The sequence below is a fragment of the Mesorhizobium sp. 113-1-2 genome, from assembly GCF_016756475.1.
GTDB classification, from domain to species: domain Bacteria; phylum Pseudomonadota; class Alphaproteobacteria; order Rhizobiales; family Rhizobiaceae; genus Mesorhizobium; species Mesorhizobium loti_C.
The window spans coordinates 6,831,105-6,846,921 of record NZ_AP023242.1; the positions used below are offsets into that span (position 1 = coordinate 6,831,105).

General features: G+C 63.3%; 15 protein-coding genes. 4 read left to right on the top strand and 11 right to left on the bottom strand.

Annotated features, from left to right (window positions below; genetic code table 11):
* Positions 1–23: 23 nt before the first annotated feature.
* The gene (locus JN279_RS33025) at positions 24–2,405 is read right to left on the bottom strand and encodes a pyruvate dehydrogenase (acetyl-transferring), homodimeric type (RefSeq protein WP_202351274.1); all 2,382 of its coding nucleotides are present in this window, start codon (positions 2,403–2,405) and stop codon (positions 24–26) included.
* Between the two features lie 126 nt (positions 2,406–2,531).
* Here JN279_RS33025 and JN279_RS33030 point away from each other — a divergent pair, with 126 nt between their 5' ends.
* From JN279_RS33030 to JN279_RS33045, 4 genes are all read left to right on the top strand, one after another.
* On the top strand, positions 2,532–2,999 hold the full coding sequence (locus JN279_RS33030) for an Lrp/AsnC family transcriptional regulator (RefSeq protein WP_096454648.1): 468 nt from the start codon (positions 2,532–2,534) through the stop codon (positions 2,997–2,999).
* A 249-nt stretch (positions 3,000–3,248) separates the two neighbouring features.
* A complete protein-coding gene (gene ehuB / locus JN279_RS33035) occupies positions 3,249–4,121 on the top strand; it encodes an ectoine/hydroxyectoine ABC transporter substrate-binding protein EhuB (RefSeq protein WP_096454646.1) in 873 nt (290 codons plus the stop codon).
* A 644-nt stretch (positions 4,122–4,765) separates the two neighbouring features.
* On the top strand, positions 4,766–5,020 hold the full coding sequence (locus JN279_RS33040) for a helix-turn-helix domain-containing protein (RefSeq protein WP_064982438.1): 255 nt from the start codon (positions 4,766–4,768) through the stop codon (positions 5,018–5,020).
* The gene (locus tag JN279_RS33045) at positions 5,020–6,345 is read left to right on the top strand and encodes a type II toxin-antitoxin system HipA family toxin (RefSeq protein WP_202351275.1); all 1,326 of its coding nucleotides are present in this window, start codon (positions 5,020–5,022) and stop codon (positions 6,343–6,345) included. The genes JN279_RS33040 and JN279_RS33045 overlap by 1 nt, the downstream gene beginning before the upstream one ends.
* A gap of 185 nt (positions 6,346–6,530) precedes the next feature.
* On the opposite strand, the gene JN279_RS33050 is transcribed toward JN279_RS33045, so the two are convergent.
* The 10 genes from JN279_RS33050 to JN279_RS33095 all read right to left on the bottom strand — a co-directional run bounded on the left by JN279_RS33050 (position 6,531) and on the right by JN279_RS33095 (position 15,123).
* Positions 6,531–6,974: a CopG family transcriptional regulator gene (locus JN279_RS33050; protein ID WP_202351276.1), complete on the bottom strand. Its 444-nt coding sequence runs from the start codon at positions 6,972–6,974 to the stop codon at positions 6,531–6,533.
* Between the two features lie 5 nt (positions 6,975–6,979).
* The gene (locus JN279_RS33055) at positions 6,980–8,968 is read right to left on the bottom strand and encodes a conjugal transfer protein TraG (protein ID WP_202351277.1); all 1,989 of its coding nucleotides are present in this window, start codon (positions 8,966–8,968) and stop codon (positions 6,980–6,982) included.
* 23 nt (positions 8,969–8,991) lie between these two features.
* The gene (locus JN279_RS33060) at positions 8,992–10,731 is read right to left on the bottom strand and encodes a relaxase/mobilization nuclease domain-containing protein (RefSeq protein WP_202351278.1); all 1,740 of its coding nucleotides are present in this window, start codon (positions 10,729–10,731) and stop codon (positions 8,992–8,994) included.
* 243 nt (positions 10,732–10,974) lie between these two features.
* Positions 10,975–11,751, bottom strand: a complete 777-nt coding sequence (locus JN279_RS33065; RefSeq protein ID WP_202351279.1) for a lytic transglycosylase domain-containing protein — start codon at positions 11,749–11,751, stop codon at positions 10,975–10,977.
* A complete protein-coding gene (locus JN279_RS33070; protein ID WP_096454634.1) occupies positions 11,748–12,077 on the bottom strand; it encodes a DUF736 domain-containing protein in 330 nt (109 codons plus the stop codon). Before JN279_RS33070 ends, JN279_RS33065 begins: the two co-directional genes overlap by 4 nt.
* Before the next feature lie 35 nt (positions 12,078–12,112).
* Complete coding sequence (locus JN279_RS33075; RefSeq protein ID WP_202351280.1) at positions 12,113–12,658, bottom strand: S26 family signal peptidase; 546 nt, start codon at positions 12,656–12,658, stop codon at positions 12,113–12,115.
* Between the two features lie 4 nt (positions 12,659–12,662).
* A complete protein-coding gene (locus JN279_RS33080; protein WP_202351281.1) occupies positions 12,663–13,145 on the bottom strand; it encodes a DUF2840 domain-containing protein in 483 nt (160 codons plus the stop codon).
* Entirely contained in the window at positions 13,142–14,194 is a 1,053-nt protein-coding gene (locus tag JN279_RS33085) for a replication initiator protein A (RefSeq protein ID WP_202351282.1), read from the bottom strand. The genes JN279_RS33080 and JN279_RS33085 overlap by 4 nt, the downstream gene beginning before the upstream one ends.
* A 17-nt stretch (positions 14,195–14,211) precedes the next feature.
* Positions 14,212–14,493 carry a helix-turn-helix transcriptional regulator gene (locus JN279_RS33090; RefSeq protein WP_202351283.1) on the bottom strand — a complete coding sequence of 94 codons (282 nt, stop codon included), beginning with the start codon at positions 14,491–14,493 and terminating at the stop codon, positions 14,212–14,214.
* Positions 14,494–14,796: 303 nt separating this feature from the next.
* Positions 14,797–15,123, bottom strand: coding sequence for a DUF736 domain-containing protein (locus tag JN279_RS33095; protein WP_135906813.1), 327 nt, complete (start codon positions 15,121–15,123; stop codon positions 14,797–14,799).
* Positions 15,124–15,817 lie beyond the last annotated feature (694 nt).

Consider the following 15,817-nt stretch of genomic DNA (forward strand, 5'->3'; position numbering starts at 1 on the left):
GCGCGGGCGATGCTGGCGAATCGTCAGGCGGCGGAGCCAAGGTGCCGCAGCGGCCGGCCGGCCGAAACCGATTGCACGGCAGCCATGATACCTTGCGCGTCGATCCCGTAATGCCGGTAGAGATCCGCGATCGTGCCGGTCTGGCCGAAATGCTCTACGCCCAGGGCGCGCGTGCGATGGCCACATACGGAACCGAGCCAGGCGAGCGTTGCGGGATGCCCGTCCAACACCGTCACGATGGCGCATGAGGCCGGGAGGCCGGCCAACAGGCGCTCGACATGACTGGTGGCGTGCGGATGGCCATATTGCCGCGCCCGCGCCGCGGCCGACCAGCCGGCATTCAACCGATCGGCAGAGGTGACGGCAAGAAGCCCGACATCGCGCCGGTCACCGGCCATCAGCCCCAATGCCTGCACCGCCTCCGGCGCGACAGCTCCAGAATAGGCGATCACCACAGCGGCATTCGGCCCGGGTTTGCGCAACCAGTAAGCGCCATCGACGATGTCGCGCACCAAGGGATTCCCGGTCTGGCGTGTCGGCTGCTCGATCAGCCGCGTCGAGAGCCTGAAGTATACCGAACCTCCCGTTTGATCGCGCAGCCAGGTCTGGTCATCGGGCTCGGCCTCTCCGGAGCGCTGGATGTAGTCGAATGCCCAACGCAGCATGACTGCCAGTTCGTCGACATAGGCCGGCTCGAATGTCGCCAGGCCGTCCTGCGCCATGCCGATCAGCGGCGTGGCGATCGACTGATGCGCTCCGCCCTCGGGGGCCAGCGTCACGCCAGAAGGCGTCGCCGCCAGGATGAAGCGCGCATCCTGATAGCAGGCATAGTTGAGCGCATCGAGGCCACGCTCGATAAAGGGGTCGTAGAGCGTTCCGACGGGAAGCAGGCGCTCGCCGTGAAGCGAGTGCGACAGACCCAGCGCCGAGAGCATGGTGAAGAGGTTCATCTCCGAGATGCCCAGTTCGAAATGCTGTCCTGACGGCGAAAACGTCCAGTTGAAGGTAGAGGGAATGCGTTCTTCCCGGAAGAGGTCTGCCTGGCCGCCGCGCGCGAACAGGCCCCGCCTGTTCACCCAGGCGCCGAGATTGGTCGAGACCGTGACGTCCGGAGACGTGGTCACGACACGCTTGGCAAAATCGCTGTCTGACTTGGCGATCTCGTGCATCAAGAGGCCGAAGCCCTGTTGTGTCGACATGGAGGCCTGTGCGCCCCAGGGTATCTGCACCGGCACGGGCACGGCTGGAGCTTTATGGCGACGGGTAGCTGCCTGCGCGAAAGGCGACGACGCCAGATAGGACCGGATCGCCGCCTCATCGTATGCAAGGCCCTCGAACAAGTCCCATTCATGCCCTTCGCGCACACCCATGCCTTGCCGCAGCGCGTCGACCTGCGCTGGCGTCATCAATCCCGCGTGATTGTCTTTGTGGCCGGCGAGCGGCAGGCCGAAGCCCTTGATCGTATAGGCGATGAAACAGGTCGGACGATCATGACCGCGCGCTTGCTCGAAGGCATCGATGATGCTTGCCAGATCGTGGCCGCCAAGGTTTGCCATCAAGGCGGCAAGGTCTTCGTCGCTGCGCTTCTCGATCAGGCGGGTCACCGGTCCTTGGTCCCCCAGGTCATCCAGAAGGCGCCGGCGCCACGCGGCGCCGCCCTGGAAGGTCAGCACCGAATAGAGCTGGTTGGGGCATGCATCGATCCACGACCGCAGCTTTTCGCCGCCCTCCTCCTCAAAGGCCGCCTGTTGCAATGTCCCATGTTTGAGGATCACCACGTCCCAGCCGAAGTTGCGAAAGATGGATTCGAAGCGCTGCCACAAGCCTTCGCGCACCACCGCATCAAGGCTTTGCCTGTTGTAGTCGACGACCCACCAGGTGTTTCGCAGGCCGTGCTTCCAGCCTTCGAGAAGAGCCTCGAAGATGTTGCCTTCATCCATTTCGGCGTCGCCGAGAAGGGCGACCATCCGACCTTCCGGCTGGTCCGCGTTCCAGCCTTTGGCCCTGACATAGTCCTGGACCAGCGAGGAGAACAAGGTCTGCGCCACGCCCAGTCCGACCGACCCGGTCGAGAAATCGACATCGTCGATATCCTTGGTTCGTGACGGGTAGGACTGCGCGCCGCGATAGCCGCGAAAATTCTGCAGCTGCTCGAGCGTCTGCCTGCCGAACAGATACTGGATGGCATGGAAGACGGGGCTCGCATGCGGCTTGACGGCAACGCGGTCTTCAGGCCTGAGGATCTGGAAGTAGAGCGCCGTCATCAAGGTCGACGCGGACGCCGACGACGCCTGATGGCCGCCGACCTTGAGGCCGTCCTGCGACCCGCGAACATGGTTGGCATGATGGATCATCCAGACAGCCAGCCACAGAACCTTGCGTTCAAGCTCGGAAAGGATCGTCATCGTCGGCTCCCGTGAAATCGCGGTTCAACGATAGCGGCCAAGGTCTCTCAAAAGTGGCTATTCTTACGCAAGGATTTCAATAATATTGGCTGATCCAGCCAATATTGACACCCAGATGAGGGAAACGTGCCAAGTCCGACGCTCGATGCAATCGACCTTAAAATCATCGCCGCGCTGCAGAAGAACGCAAAGGCAACGACGAACGACCTCGCTGAGGCCGTCGGCCTTTCGCCCTCACCATGCGCCCGGCGCGTGAGACTCCTGGAGAGCGCCGGCGTCATCAAAGGTTACACCGTGGTCCTCGACCAGAAGAAGCTTGGCCTGCCGATCAGCGCTTTCGCGTCGATCAAGCTTGAACGGCAACGCGAGGACGATCTCGACCGCTTCTCCCAGGCGGTGCTGCGCTGGCCGGAGGTTGTCGACTGCTATCTGATGACCGGCCAGCGCGATTACCTGATGCGCATCGTGGTGCGCGACCTCGAGGCCTATGAGCGGTTCATCAAGGACAAGCTGACGCGGCTGGACAACATCGCCTCGATAGAAAGCAGCTTCGCGCTCGGGCAGGTCAAGCGCTCGGAAGTCTTGCCTGTCTAGGCGACCGGGTGTTCGGCATCGGTTCAAGCGTCAGCGGCGGAAGCGAGGTTGGGGGACTGCGTCACCCGATCGCAATCACGTAGGGCATGTATCTCCTCGACGGGCAGGCCTGACCCACTCACCACTTCATACGCAATATTTCGTCTATATTTCGTATATATACATTGACGAGATGCGGCATCCAACCGTAGTTTTGAGCGGCTGAGGCGGGACGCCTTCGCGCAACTCAAACTCATGGGAGGACCCCCGATGAATTTTCGAGCCCCATCGGCTGCGATTGGCCTAGCCTGCATCGCCTATGCCGCGCTTGTTGGATCTGTGCTGCCGGCAACGGCAGAGACCACGAAAGAACGCGTCCTAAAGGAAGGGCGCATCGTCATCGGCATCCACAACCGCGCGCCATGGGGCTACAAAAAGGAGGGAACCGGCGAGTTGCTCGGCTGGCATCCGGATCTCCTCAGGGCTGCCTTCGCCGATCTCGGCGTCAAGCAGGTCGACTTCGAGGTCACCGAGTTCGGCGCCTTGATCCCTGGCCTGATGGCCGGCCGTTTCGATGCCGTCGCATCCGGCCTGTCGATAACGCCGGAGCGATGCCAGCAGGTGGCCTTCGGCGCTCCCGACCTGAGGTCGGACGACGCGGCGATCGTGCTCGCCGGCAATCCCAAGGCGATCCACAGCTATGCGGATCTTGCCAAGAAATCCGACGCGATCATGGGCGGCGGCCGCGGCAGCAATGTCATCAAGAACGCCATCACCGAGGGCGTGCCGGAAGACCGCATCCTGCAGTTCCCCGACATCGAGACCAACATCGCGGCACTGCGCGCCGGCCGCATCGACGCGGCTCTGTTCTCTTCCCCGACGGTGATCGGGCTGCTTGCCGGCAACAAGAGCCCCGATCTGGAGCGCGCCAGCCCGTTTACGACGGACGAGAAGTCGATCAGCTACATCGCGATCGCGTTCAGGAAGGACGATGGCGATCTGCGCGACCTCTACAATCAGGGTCTGGCGAAGGTCATGTCGAATGGCACGATCGCCACCATCATGGCGAAGTACGGATTTGGCCCCACTGAGAACGTGCCGCCAGGATTGACGACGTCGCAGTTGTGCGGAGCCGCCAACTGAACGCCATCAGCAACAGAACCCAGATGGCATCAACAGCGCGGGCGGCGCCGCGCTAGCGCGGGCGGCGCCGCGCTAGCCCGGGCGGCGCCTCTGCCCACAGGCCTCTCATCGTCATTCTGCGTCGCTGGATGGCATAACGTCTACGGGGATTTCCTGCCGCAGGCTTGGCCCCTTGGCGAGGCGCTGCCAAGCGCGGCGACGAATGCCTCGTAGCGTTCGTTCGCCTTCGCGCGCGCCGCCTGCGCCATCGGTTCCGGCAAAGCGGAGTCGCGCCAACCAGAAGCGGATAAAAACGGCCAAGGTCTCCAGCGAGATGCCGGCGCTCCAGGCGCGCGATCCGGCGGTCGGTCCGGTAGAGACGCCTGGAGATCGCCGCCTCGCATTGCGGACATCGCGGTCGAGAGTACACTGGAGCGTTCGTTGTCGGACTTGCTCAGAAGTTCCCGTGCGGCGCTGGCGATGACCGGGTGCGGACCGCTTCAGCTGGGGCGCCAAGACCGCCGCTGCCAGCTGACGCGCCGCATCATACGCGGTCGCGTATATCTTCCTTATATACGTGATCACGTATATCTCCATTTTATACGCAACTTCGTATATTGACGAATAATACGCGATCGCGTATATTGCTGGCGTGGAGACCCATCATGACAGACCAGATCGCTCGCAACGAAAAACAACTCGGAGCCATTCTGCGCCGCGCCCGCAAGAACGCCGGGCTCACGCAAGGCTCGCTCGGCAACCAGATCCACCTGCGCCAGGGTACGGTCTCCCGCCTCGAGGCCGGCGAGCCCGCGATGCAACTCCGCACCTTGATGGCCGCCCTCTCCGCTCTCGACCTTGAACTCGTCGTGCGCGCGCGCAGCAAAGGCAGCTCTGCTGATATCGAGGATCTGTTCTGATGGCACGGCGCCGGGTTCACATCCCCCTGAATGTCTTTCTGAACGGGCGCCTGGTGGGCATCCTGCGCAGGGAATCGACGGGCGCCATCGACTTCCAATACGCCCGCGAATGGCTGGACTGGCGCGGCACCTTCCCGATCTCACTCTCGCTTCCTTTGCGGGAAGACCGCTATATCGGCACGCCGGTGACCAACGTCTTCGACAACCTGCTTCCGGACAATGACGCCATACGCAGGCGTGTTGCCGAACGGGTCGGCGCCGACGGCACCGACGCCTACAGCATGCTGGCTGCGCTCGGCCGTGACTGCGTCGGCGCGTTGCAATTCCAGCCCGATGGCATGGATCCAGGCCCTCCCGGCAGTGTCGAAGGCAAGCCGGTCAGCAACGAGGACGTCGCCGGGATAATCGAGAACCTTGCCACCGCTCCGCTGGGCCTCGGCGAGGATGAGGACTTTCGCATCTCGATTGCCGGCGCGCAGGAAAAGACCGCGCTGCTGCGCAAGGACGGAAGCTGGTTCAAACCGATCGGCACGGCAGCGACCACCCATATCCTGAAGCCGCAGATCGGCCGGCTGCCGAACGGCATCGATCTCTCCAACAGCGTCGAGAACGAGTATCTGTGCCTTAAGCTGCTGCAAGCGTTTGGCGTTCCCTCCGCCCAGGCGCAGATCGCTGACTTCGGCGTGCGCCGTACCCTGATCGTAGAACGCTTCGACCGGCTGTGGGCACGCGACGGCCGCCTCCTGCGCCTGCCGCAGGAAGATATCTGTCAAGCGCTGTCGGTGCCGCCGACGCGCAAGTACCAGTCCGATGGCGGTCCCGGGATGCGAGAGATTATTGACCTCTTGAAGGGCAGCGATACGCCAGATGAAGACATCGCCACATTCTTGCGCACCTGCATCTTGTTCTGGCTGATTGGCGCGACCGACGGCCACGCCAAGAATTTCAGTATTTTTCTGAGCCCTGGCGGACGCTTCCGCATGACGCCGCTTTACGACGTGCTGACCGCGCAACCCAGCCTCGATGCCGGACAGATCCCTCGCAAGAAATTCAAATTGGCAATGTCGGTCGGCAAGAACAGGCACTATTCGGTACCTGACATCATGCCACGCCACTTCCTGCAGACGGCTGACATTGCCGGTGTGGGTGCCCCTGTCATGCGCAGAATTTTTGATGACATTGCTGAAAACGTGGAGAAGCAGGCCGACGAGGTGATCATCTCCTTGCCCCGTGGCTTTCCTGAGCAGCTTGTCGACTCAGTCAAGTCGGCTATCGGCAAGCGGGCGGCTCTTCTCGCCGATAACAAGGCTGATGCCATCGATTGATCAAGGTGCGACGAACCGGCTGCCGGGACTTGCTCGCTCATCCTGTTGCCGCGGCTGATCATCAGCGTCGTCATCGGTACGCCAACTTTGTCGTCGCGTGACCGCCAGGGGCGTCGAGTATACCCATCAGCATGATGAACATGGCCATCATGCTCCAAGCCAGCCGATGATTGACCTGCAATCCGTCAGGGTGGGTTTTCGCTGTTGTCCATCGGATTGATATCCTCGGAAATCTCCTGTCGCAATTTCGGCCCCTTCGCCAGGCGCCTGCCCAGGGCCGTCACGAAGGCTTCATAGCGTTCGGACGCCTTGGCGCGCGCGGCCTGGGCGACGGGCTCGGGCAACGCCGGCGTTGTCGCCAGCCAAAAGCGGACGAACACCGCCAGTGTCTCGACCGCAATGCCGATATCGCGCTCCTGCCTGGCCAGGCGGCGATCGACCTGGTCGAGGCGTTTGGCGATAGCGGCCTCGCGGCGTGCGTCCGCATCCGGCGACAGGAAGGAAGCGAGTGCTGCTTCCGCAATCATGGATTGGGGTTGACCGCGCCGCGCCGCATAATCGCCGAGCATCGTCATGATGCTCTGATCGAGATAGACGGAAATCTGCGCCTTCTTTTTGCGAGCCATCATGGCGCCTACAACTCCATGCCGTCATCGGGGTCCAGGGAAACCTGCCGTGCAACACCCTGCATGAGGCGCGCCAGGCGCCGGTTGCGGACCGCATCATCGTCGTCGGCATCGTCGTCCGGTTCCATATCGAATTCGTTTTCGATCGGCGCCGCTTTCTCGACCGCCTGCGCCCGATTGAGTTCGGCCTGCAGGCGGCGCTCCGATCCCGTCGGATCTCCGTCGTCCTGCTGCAGCGTTCCGGAAGCCTGCGTGACCTCCAAGTGAGCCAGGACCGGCAACTGGCTCCAATCATCAGGTACGGCCTCTTGCGACCGCGCCAGTTCGGGTGGCGGCAACACGCGCTCCTTGAAACTGGCGTCCTCGTAATACCGGGCCTTCTTGGCCCTGATCGGCGGCGCGCCCGCCACCATGACGATCTCGTCGGTCGGCGGAAGCTGCATGATCTCGCCAGGAGTGAGCAACTGCCGCGCCGTCTCTTGCCGCGACACCATGAGATGCCCGAGCCAGGGCGAAAGCCGGTGACCGGCATAGTTCTTCATCGCCCGCATTTCGGTTGCCGTGCCGAGTGCGTCCGAGACCCGCTTGGCAGTCCTCTCGTCGTTCGTGGCGAAGCTGACGCGGACATGACAATTGTCGAGGACCGAGTTGTTGGGACCGTAGGCCTTCTCGATCTGGTTCAGCGACTGCGCGATGAGAAAGCTTTTCAGGCCATAGCCCGCCATGAAGGCCAACGCGCTCTCGAAGAAGTCGAGGCGGCCCAGCGCCGGGAATTCGTCCAACATCAGAAGCAACCGGTGGCGGGTTGTCTTGGTAGTCAGGTCCTCGGTGAGGCGGCGACCGATCTGATTGAGGATGAGGCGGATGAGCGGTTTGGTCCGGTTGATGTCCGAAGGCGGCACCACGAGATAGAGCGTTGCCGGTCGCCTTCCGCCGACGATGTCGGAAATTCGCCAGTCGCAGCGCCGGGTCACGCCGGCGACGACCGGATCGCGGTAGAGACCGAGGAAGGACATCGCGGTGGACAGGACGCCCGAGCGTTCATTGTCGGATTTGTTGAGCAGCTCGCGGGCCGCACTGGCGATGACTGGATGCGGGCCGGCGTCACCGAGATGCGCGGTCTTCATCATCGCGGCAAGCGTCGATTCGATCGGGCGCTTCGGATCGGAGAGGAACGCGGCGACGCCGGCGAGCGTCTTGTCCTGCTCGGCGTACAGAACGTGGAGGATCGCGCCGACCAGCAGCGCGTGACTGGTCTTTTCCCAATGGTTCCTCTTCTCCAGGCTCCCTTCCGGGTCGACGAGAATGTCGGCGATGTTCTGGACATCGCGGACCTCCCATTCGCCACGACGGACTTCCAGAAGCGGATTGTAGGCTGACGATCGCGAATTGGTCGGATCGAAAAGCAGCACGCGACCGTGCAGAGCGCGAAAGCCTGCGGTGAGCTGCCAGTTCTCGCCCTTGATGTCATGGACGATCGCCGAGCCCGGCCAGGTCAGAAGCGAAGGCACCACCAGGCCGACGCCTTTGCCCGATCGCGTCGGGGCGAAGCACAGCACGTGCTCAGGGCCATCGTGACGCAGGTAATGGCGGTCATAGCGCCCGAGCACGACACCATCGTTGTCGATCAAGCCCGCTGCCTCCACCTCTCGCTTATCAGCCCAGCGCGCCGACCCGTAGGTCTGGACAGTCTTGGCTTCGCGCGCCCGCCACACCGACATGCCTATGGCAACAATGATCGAGAGGAAGCCACCGGACACGGCGATCAAGCCGCCTTTCACGAAGATAGACGGGGCGTAGGCGTCGTAGAAATACCACCACCAGAACAGAGCGGGCGGATAGTAAACGGGCAACCCAGCAATCTCGAACCAGGGTGGGCCAAGCCCGGCCTGGAAACCGAGTTGCCATGCGGTCCATTGCGTCGCCGCCCAGGTCGTCAAGAGGACGATCAGGAAGACCGTGAGGATCTGGCCCCACAGGATTTTCGTGGCGGACATGACGTGTGCCTTTCATCTGGTTTTCAGAGGCCGAGCCCCTTCTTGCGGCCAAAGCTCCAGTCGATGCCGCCATCACCGCGCGCGACACCGGAGACATGCTGGCCGAGATGCCTTTCAAGTGAGGGCGTCCAGGGGACGAGCTGGAAGCCGAGCCCGTCGTCGATCATGGCGAAACGGCCGGAGGCGAGTGACAAGCGCTGGCGATAGGCGCCGGCAACAAAGTCTCCGCTGGCGGCGCGCTGGAAGGGCTTGCCAGTGTCGGCCGCCAGCCTGTCGCCAAGCGTCCCGAGTTCCGCCCGCCGCAGTGTATCGAGCAAGCTTCGGGTGAAGATGATGCGTCTGCCTTGCCGCTCCGCGAGCCCCTGTTTGACAAGATGTTCGGCGCGCCGGTCGAGGGCGTCGCGAACCTCGGCGCCGAAGCCGGCCTCGGCCAGGGCGGCCGGTTCCCGCGCGATTGCCTGACGGTCGAGCCAGGTCGCACCCGATGCCGTAATCTGCTGATCCACTCCAAGATCGGAGCGCACGGCGAGTGCGGCCCGGCGTTGACCGCGCGCGTCATCGAATTTTCGCAGCTCGACAATCGATCCCGGTGCGCTGTCTCCAGCCGCCTCCAGATCGGAGAGCTTGATGTGATGGGTACGTCCGTCGACGCCGTCAACCACGGCATAGGCCGTGCCGATCAGTTCGTCATCGAGCCCACGATCGACCAGCCGGCCGACAACCGGCGTCTCCAGGCTCTCCGCGGCCAGGACATAATTGGCTGAGCCACGCTCGATGCCAGCCGCACTCATCGCGCGGTGGATGCGTTTGATGATGTCGCCGCGCTCGCCAAGCGCGCGCAGCGTTGCTTCGGCCCGTTCGTCGATTGCCCATTGGCCAGGCCCGGCCTGTTGGGCAAGACCAAGGGTCTCGAGCTTGCGCAGGCGGCCGATTTTCAGAGCGTGATACTCGTCCGGTTGGCTTTGGGGAGATGGCGCGAGATCGATGATCCCGCTGTCACGGCTGTCGCGAAGCAACTGCCGATCGAGTTGCGTCCACCGCTCGGACTGGATCTGGCTTTCGAGCCTGTGGCGGATATCGATATCGGTGCGCGGACCCAGTTCCTGGGTAACCAGATCGCGAGCCCGGTCGCGCATGCCTTCCTTGATGTAGTCACGCGCGATGACCAGATCCTGGCCATCGTCGCGAACCCCACGCACGATCAGGTGAATGTGGGGATGCTCGGTGTTCCAGTGATCGACCGCCACCCAGTCGAGCCGCGTGTCGAGGTCCTTCTCCATCTGCCCCACCAGATCGCGGGTGAAGGCGTTGAGGTCCGCCATCTCGAGAGCGTCGTCCGGCGAGACGATGAAGCGGAAATGGTGACGATCGTCCTTACCGCGAGCGGCGAAGGCCGCGCCATCGGCATTCTCCGTCCCCGGCCCGAACAACTGCCCTTTCTCCCCGTCCCGGCTGACACCCTCGCGGCGCAGATAGTTGAGGTGGGTGCCAAGTGGAGCGGCGCGCACGGAATGACGGACGACTCGCGCCTTGACGACGGCGCCGCGCGACCGCGACGTGATGAGGCGGTTGGCCTGGATGCTGGCGCGCTGACCCTGACCAAAGCGGGAGCGGCTTGCTTGTACAATCCGGCCCGAGCGCGAAATACCGCCGCCTGCCTTTTTCGCCGCGGCCAACACCTGCGCGATGAAGGGCCGGGCCTGCTGGGCCCGCGTGGAGCGGATGCGCCCGGGTCGAATGCGAAACTCGCGCTCATCAGCCATGGCGCGGCACCGCAATGTGGAAAAAGAAAAACAAATACAATATATTGGCTACTTCATACACATTGCGCCGATGGCCGGCAATGTGCGGCCCCCGCCAGAAAATCAAGCAAATACAACCAACCGACCGCCGCGCAATGTGCGCCATTTTATCCTGCCATCCTTCGGTTGTTGCCCTGTGCTCTGCGCGCCTCATTGGCTGCGACGTCAAACGAGACGCCAGGGAGCGCCCTGGAGGAGACTTCGTCATCGCTGCGATGTCCAGACGTCGGACCCAGTGAACAGCTGGCGCGGCTGCGAACCGGCCGCGAAAAGTCTGCGCGCCAACGGTGACGACGAGACCTCTACGGACGCGTCCTCGCCGGACGGAAGACCGGAAGCGGGCATGGACCCGGACGGCACTACGAACAGCGGTGCAACCTTCCAGCTGACGGCCTTGGCATGGCCGGCGGTGAGCGCGCCGGGTGCATCACCGCCGCCCCAGAAAGGGCGAAGCATCGCAACATAGGCCCGGGTCTCAGCCGGCAGCGGACGGCCCTTCAAGGAAGCTTCGTAACGCCCTGGCCCCGCATTGTAGGCGGCGAGGAAGCCCGGTGAACCGTATCGATCATAGAGCTCGCGAAGATAAGCGGTCCCGGCAAGGATGTTGTCATGTGGATCATAGGGATCGCGGCCGAGCTGGTGGCGAAGGCGCAGCTCAGCCCAGGTCCCGGGCATGATCTGCATCAAGCCCACGGCCCCCTTTCGCGAAACAGCGCGCGGGTCGCGGGCGCTTTCGAGGTGCATGACTGCCCGTATCCAGCGCTCGGGAACACGGAAGCGATGCGACGCCTCGGCAATAGGCGCGGCGTAGGGATCGTCCGCGGATGCGCGTGAGGCCGGCGCGGATTGTGCCAGCGCCCCCGTCATTGCGTGACAGACGATCAGCATGCCACCGATAAGGCAAAGTGCTTCTCGCCGACCAAACAACCGACTGACGGCGCGGCTTCCGTTCGCACAGTTCGGCGCCGATGGCCCACTCATCGAGCACGCTCCGGCCGCGGCTTCGGCCGGATCCAGCGCAGCGACCAGGAGCCGTCGTCGGATTGGAACAGACCGGCGCGAAAGCGCCGGCCAAACAGCGGATCTTCCAACCGGAACGACAGATAGTCGCCAGCCGTCTGTCCGGTTTCCTTCCAGGCCGCGCCGACCTCGGGGCCGCTGCCGTCGCCGATGTGGATACGAAAATCCGGCGCTTTGTCGTCAGATGTTTTGGTGGGCACAAGCACCAGCTCGGCATCCACGAGCAGCGTTCGAATGCGTCCGGAATAACCGGATTCTGTTTTGTGGAAGACGCCGATCTCGGCCATGGATTATCTCCTATCTGTTGTTGGCTGGACTGAATTCAGTTCGCCGGAGCGAGCCAGGTGTAGTGGCCATCGCCCCTCTCGTCGGTCCAAAGCGGCAGTGCGCGGCCGACGATCGAGCTCGTCGGAAACGGGCCGAAATAGCGGCCGTCGAGACTGTCATCGACCTTCCGGTTCATGACGAAGATCTCGGCGGCGGCGATGACGCGGCAACCCTGCCAGTCAGGCAGGGCGCGTCCCTTGCGGTCGCGCTCCAGCGCAGCACCCACCGCAAATCCGTTCACCATGATGACGCGGCCTGCGCGGCAGACTTGGCTCCCAGGAAGCCCCTCGATGTGCTTCAGCATCGGCACGCCGAGCGGCAGGTAGCCACGCTTGGCGGCGAACCGAGCGACTGTATCTGGCGGTGCGATGACAGCGAGCGCGCCAGCCCTTGGTGCGGCCATCTTCCTGATCGCATAGAGCCCAAGCGGCGCGCTGGCCGAAGCATTCCACAGCAGCAGCGACGGCAGCTCCACGACAGCCGGAGCGACCGTCGCGACGACGGCCGCAAGGGCGGCGGCTATGCAAGCGGCGCGGCTCATGAGGTCACCGCTTGCGCAACAGAAAGGCTCGGTGCTGCTCGAGCGAATAGGCACGCGGCAGTCCGCCGGCCACGAGACGGTTATGGGTCTGACGCCAATAATCCGGCGCGGCCCCGGCCGGATCGAGACCGATCGCTTCGATCGCATCGATCAGCTTGAGAACCCGCTCAACCTTGTCCCAGCCCGCGATCTTGAGCAGGATCTCGCCGCCTGGCCGGATGTAACGCAGCGTCTGATAAGGTTCAGCGTGCAACACCGCGCGCACGATGTCGATGCGCGAAACGACAGTGCCAAAGTCATTCGCCGCCCAGCGCACGAACGCAAAGACACTGCCTGGCGCAAATCCAACGACGCGCCGCTGCTTGTCGATGATCGTCTCATGGGATGGATGTCCGAAGCGGATGCGATGCTCGACCCGCTTCTCGATCCAGATCAGCTCGACCGTCGTGAGCTCGCTGCGCGCCGGCAATTCGGTAGACGACGTCATGTGTAATCTCCCTCGCTCGGGCCAACGCACCGCCGCTCCTGCCTACCGCCGGTCCCCGGCTCGCCCGCAAGACTGTTAGATTGAGAGTTAGACTCTAAGTTAAGAGCGCGGTTTTCCGTTAAGGGCTCGTCCCTTAAGGCCGATCCCGGTTCCCGAAAGCACGAGGATGCGGTCCCCGATGGCACGATAGTTCGGGTTCCCGATGGCACGATCCTGTCCACCGACGCGGGCGCCGGTTCGAAAGCCAGCAGCACACGGCCGCTGGCTTCGACCTCTGTGAACAGCAGATATCCCGGCAAGGGTTGGCGGCGCACGATGTCGCGCAGCTCGAAGGCAAAGCGCTTGAGCGGCGAGAGGCTGCCGGACTTTTGATGCAGATGCCGGATGTCGAAACGCCAGCCAGCGCGCTGGCGTCCGCCATGCTTGCGCACCAGCCGATAGAGCCAGCGATCCAGGCCGCCCGTCAGCCCGAAGTAGGCCCGGTCTATTGTCAGGATCAGCGCGTCATCCATGACGGCGCGATAGAACCAATCCGGCAAAATCAACTCGACGCCAAGCGGGCGGCCGTTTCGATCGAAGCGCTCCTGCCATTCGTTGATCCATGAGAAGCGATTGCGCCGGCCTTCGGCGGGCTGGCGAATGGAGGTGACGACGCTTGTCGACTGCAGGCGGTCGAGCGCCGCCTTGAGGCGCAAATAGTCTCGCTTCGAGACACCGCGGCCGACGAAGGTGAGCATTTCGTATGGTGTCGCAGCCATCAGGCGCGACGTGCGCAATCCGGCGTCCCGCGCGCTGACGATCTGGCTCGCGGCCCAGATCAGGATATCGGCATCCCAGATCGTCGCCATGCCATGGTCGGGCATCGCTTCGACACGGATCGCGATATCGCCGGCGCGAAAGTCGATCGGCGCGATGCGCCTGGATTTGGCAAGCGAGAAGAAGGGATAGGCCATGAGGTCCTGCGCATCGCGTGGCGCGACGACACCGGGCAGCGCGTGGAACAGATCAAGCTGTCCGCGTTCAGACGGTTGGGGTGGTCGTGCCGACATAGGGAAGATCAGCCGGGTCAGCGCCTCTCGCGCCCGGCATAGGCGATCAGGCGGGCGGCCTGAGGCTTGGCCGGCAGCACCGAGCCATGCGGATCGGATGTCGACGTCATGGCGCCGCGCTGGACCCAGGCCTGGAGGTCGTCGACGGCGTAGACGACGCGGCCGCCGAGTTTTCGATAGGCAGGGCCGGTGCCGTAGGTGCGGTGTTTTTCTAGCGTGCGCGCAGAAAGGCTGAGGAAATGCGCTGCCTCCGTAGTGCGCAGATAGCGCGGCGGCAATGGCGCGGCGTCGGCGTTCATGGGGTGTCTCCTTGCGGCCGCTGCGATTGAACGGCGATCGATGGCCAGGATGGAGGAGCGGGGGGACGGCGATCAGGTGCGCAATTGAGGGGCGCTATTTCGCACCGCCAAGAGGCCCTCAGGCAGTGGCGCCGATGCGCGCAGCAATTGGTGATAGCCGCGCTCGACCATCTTCACGCCATCGCGCATCAAGCAACGCATCTGATTACAGGAAGCCCGGTGATGGCAGCCCGCGGCGCGGAAAGCTTCCACGGTCACTGGCAGAAGACGCCTCGCCCGATGCCGGGCGAGGCGTCTGGCGATTCACTCGCCGTTGCGGCGGTTGGGGCGGGACCAGATGAGGCTGTGGCCCTCGCCTTCCTCGTCGGCGAAGAGGTTGGCGTAGATCGGAGCGGTGAAGCTCGGATCGTCGAGCTTGAGGCCGAGATAGTCGCGGCCCTCATTGGAGCGTTTCGACCAGGCGGCGCCGATTTCGGCCTTGCCGACCACCACGCGGTGGCTTGGAGCGTTCTCGCCGCTGGCTCGGGTGTCGGGGATGATGCGCACGCCTTTGGCCTGGACGCTGAGGGTGACGATCTCGCCGGTGAACTCGTTCGCGTTGGTCTTCTTGAAAGTGCCGATGGTAGCCATTTTCAGTCTCCGTTCTTCGTTTCCGAGCCCGCACCATGCGACCTCGACGGCGATCGTGAGGCCGAAGGCGACCGCCGCCGCATCGCTTGCGACCGCAGCAATGTGGAGGATGGCGCAGGCGCGCGTTTCTTGGTTCCGCGAGGAATGGGCTTTGCCCAGGGGAAGAAACGCGCGACGCGGCATTGCGGCATAGGCGGTCGAGGCTTCAGCCGTCCTTCGGCCAGATCAGCCCGTTCGAGAGGTCGTTGGTGCGCTCTGCGAAATGAAGGAGGGAGGCAATGGCGGGATCGATGGCTCAGAAACAAGCGGATTGGTTCGCCAGGATGTCAGCCTACAATTGCTTGCCCCGCATCAAGCCTTTGCCCGTCGGGTGCAAAGCACGACGATGCACCCCGAATGTCTAATTGGGGCCGAAAGCGGACGGCCTGCTTTCGGCTAGGTCGCTTGGAAAGCCGCCGTTCCAGACCGCGACCTTCGAAGATACGATCTCATCCGGCTCGATGACCGCAAAAGTATTACAAAGGATTTTGGAACCATGCGCTGCAACGGAAACATCTTAAGACCTGATGCACACTTCCCTTGCAATGACGACAGCGGCACTGCGGATGCCAGGCACCGCCGACAGAAGCGCAGCTACCACAATCGCGCATAGCCATTTCGTGGCGCGGACAATGGTCATGTCAATGCCATCGCG

Coding starts and splice junctions, on each gene's coding strand:
- ehuB (WP_096454646.1), top strand. CDS start 3,249: ATGAATTTTCGAGCCCCATCGGCTGCGATTGGCCTAGCCTGCATCGCC.
- JN279_RS33080 (WP_202351281.1), bottom strand. CDS start 13,145: ATGACGTCGTCTACCGAATTGCCGGCGCGCAGCGAGCTCACGACGGTC.
- JN279_RS33060 (WP_202351278.1), bottom strand. CDS start 10,731: ATGGCTGATGAGCGCGAGTTTCGCATTCGACCCGGGCGCATCCGCTCC.
- JN279_RS33085 (WP_202351282.1), bottom strand. CDS start 14,194: ATGTCGGCACGACCACCCCAACCGTCTGAACGCGGACAGCTTGATCTG.
- JN279_RS33040 (WP_064982438.1), top strand. CDS start 4,766: ATGACAGACCAGATCGCTCGCAACGAAAAACAACTCGGAGCCATTCTG.
- JN279_RS33095 (WP_135906813.1), bottom strand. CDS start 15,123: ATGGCTACCATCGGCACTTTCAAGAAGACCAACGCGAACGAGTTCACC.
- JN279_RS33045 (WP_202351275.1), top strand. CDS start 5,020: ATGGCACGGCGCCGGGTTCACATCCCCCTGAATGTCTTTCTGAACGGG.
- JN279_RS33065 (WP_202351279.1), bottom strand. CDS start 11,751: ATGAGTGGGCCATCGGCGCCGAACTGTGCGAACGGAAGCCGCGCCGTC.
- JN279_RS33075 (WP_202351280.1), bottom strand. CDS start 12,658: ATGAGCCGCGCCGCTTGCATAGCCGCCGCCCTTGCGGCCGTCGTCGCG.
- JN279_RS33050 (WP_202351276.1), bottom strand. CDS start 6,974: ATGATGGCTCGCAAAAAGAAGGCGCAGATTTCCGTCTATCTCGATCAG.
- JN279_RS33090 (WP_202351283.1), bottom strand. CDS start 14,493: ATGAACGCCGACGCCGCGCCATTGCCGCCGCGCTATCTGCGCACTACG.
- JN279_RS33070 (WP_096454634.1), bottom strand. CDS start 12,077: ATGGCCGAGATCGGCGTCTTCCACAAAACAGAATCCGGTTATTCCGGA.
- JN279_RS33055 (WP_202351277.1), bottom strand. CDS start 8,968: ATGTCCGCCACGAAAATCCTGTGGGGCCAGATCCTCACGGTCTTCCTG.
- JN279_RS33025 (WP_202351274.1), bottom strand. CDS start 2,405: ATGACGATCCTTTCCGAGCTTGAACGCAAGGTTCTGTGGCTGGCTGTC.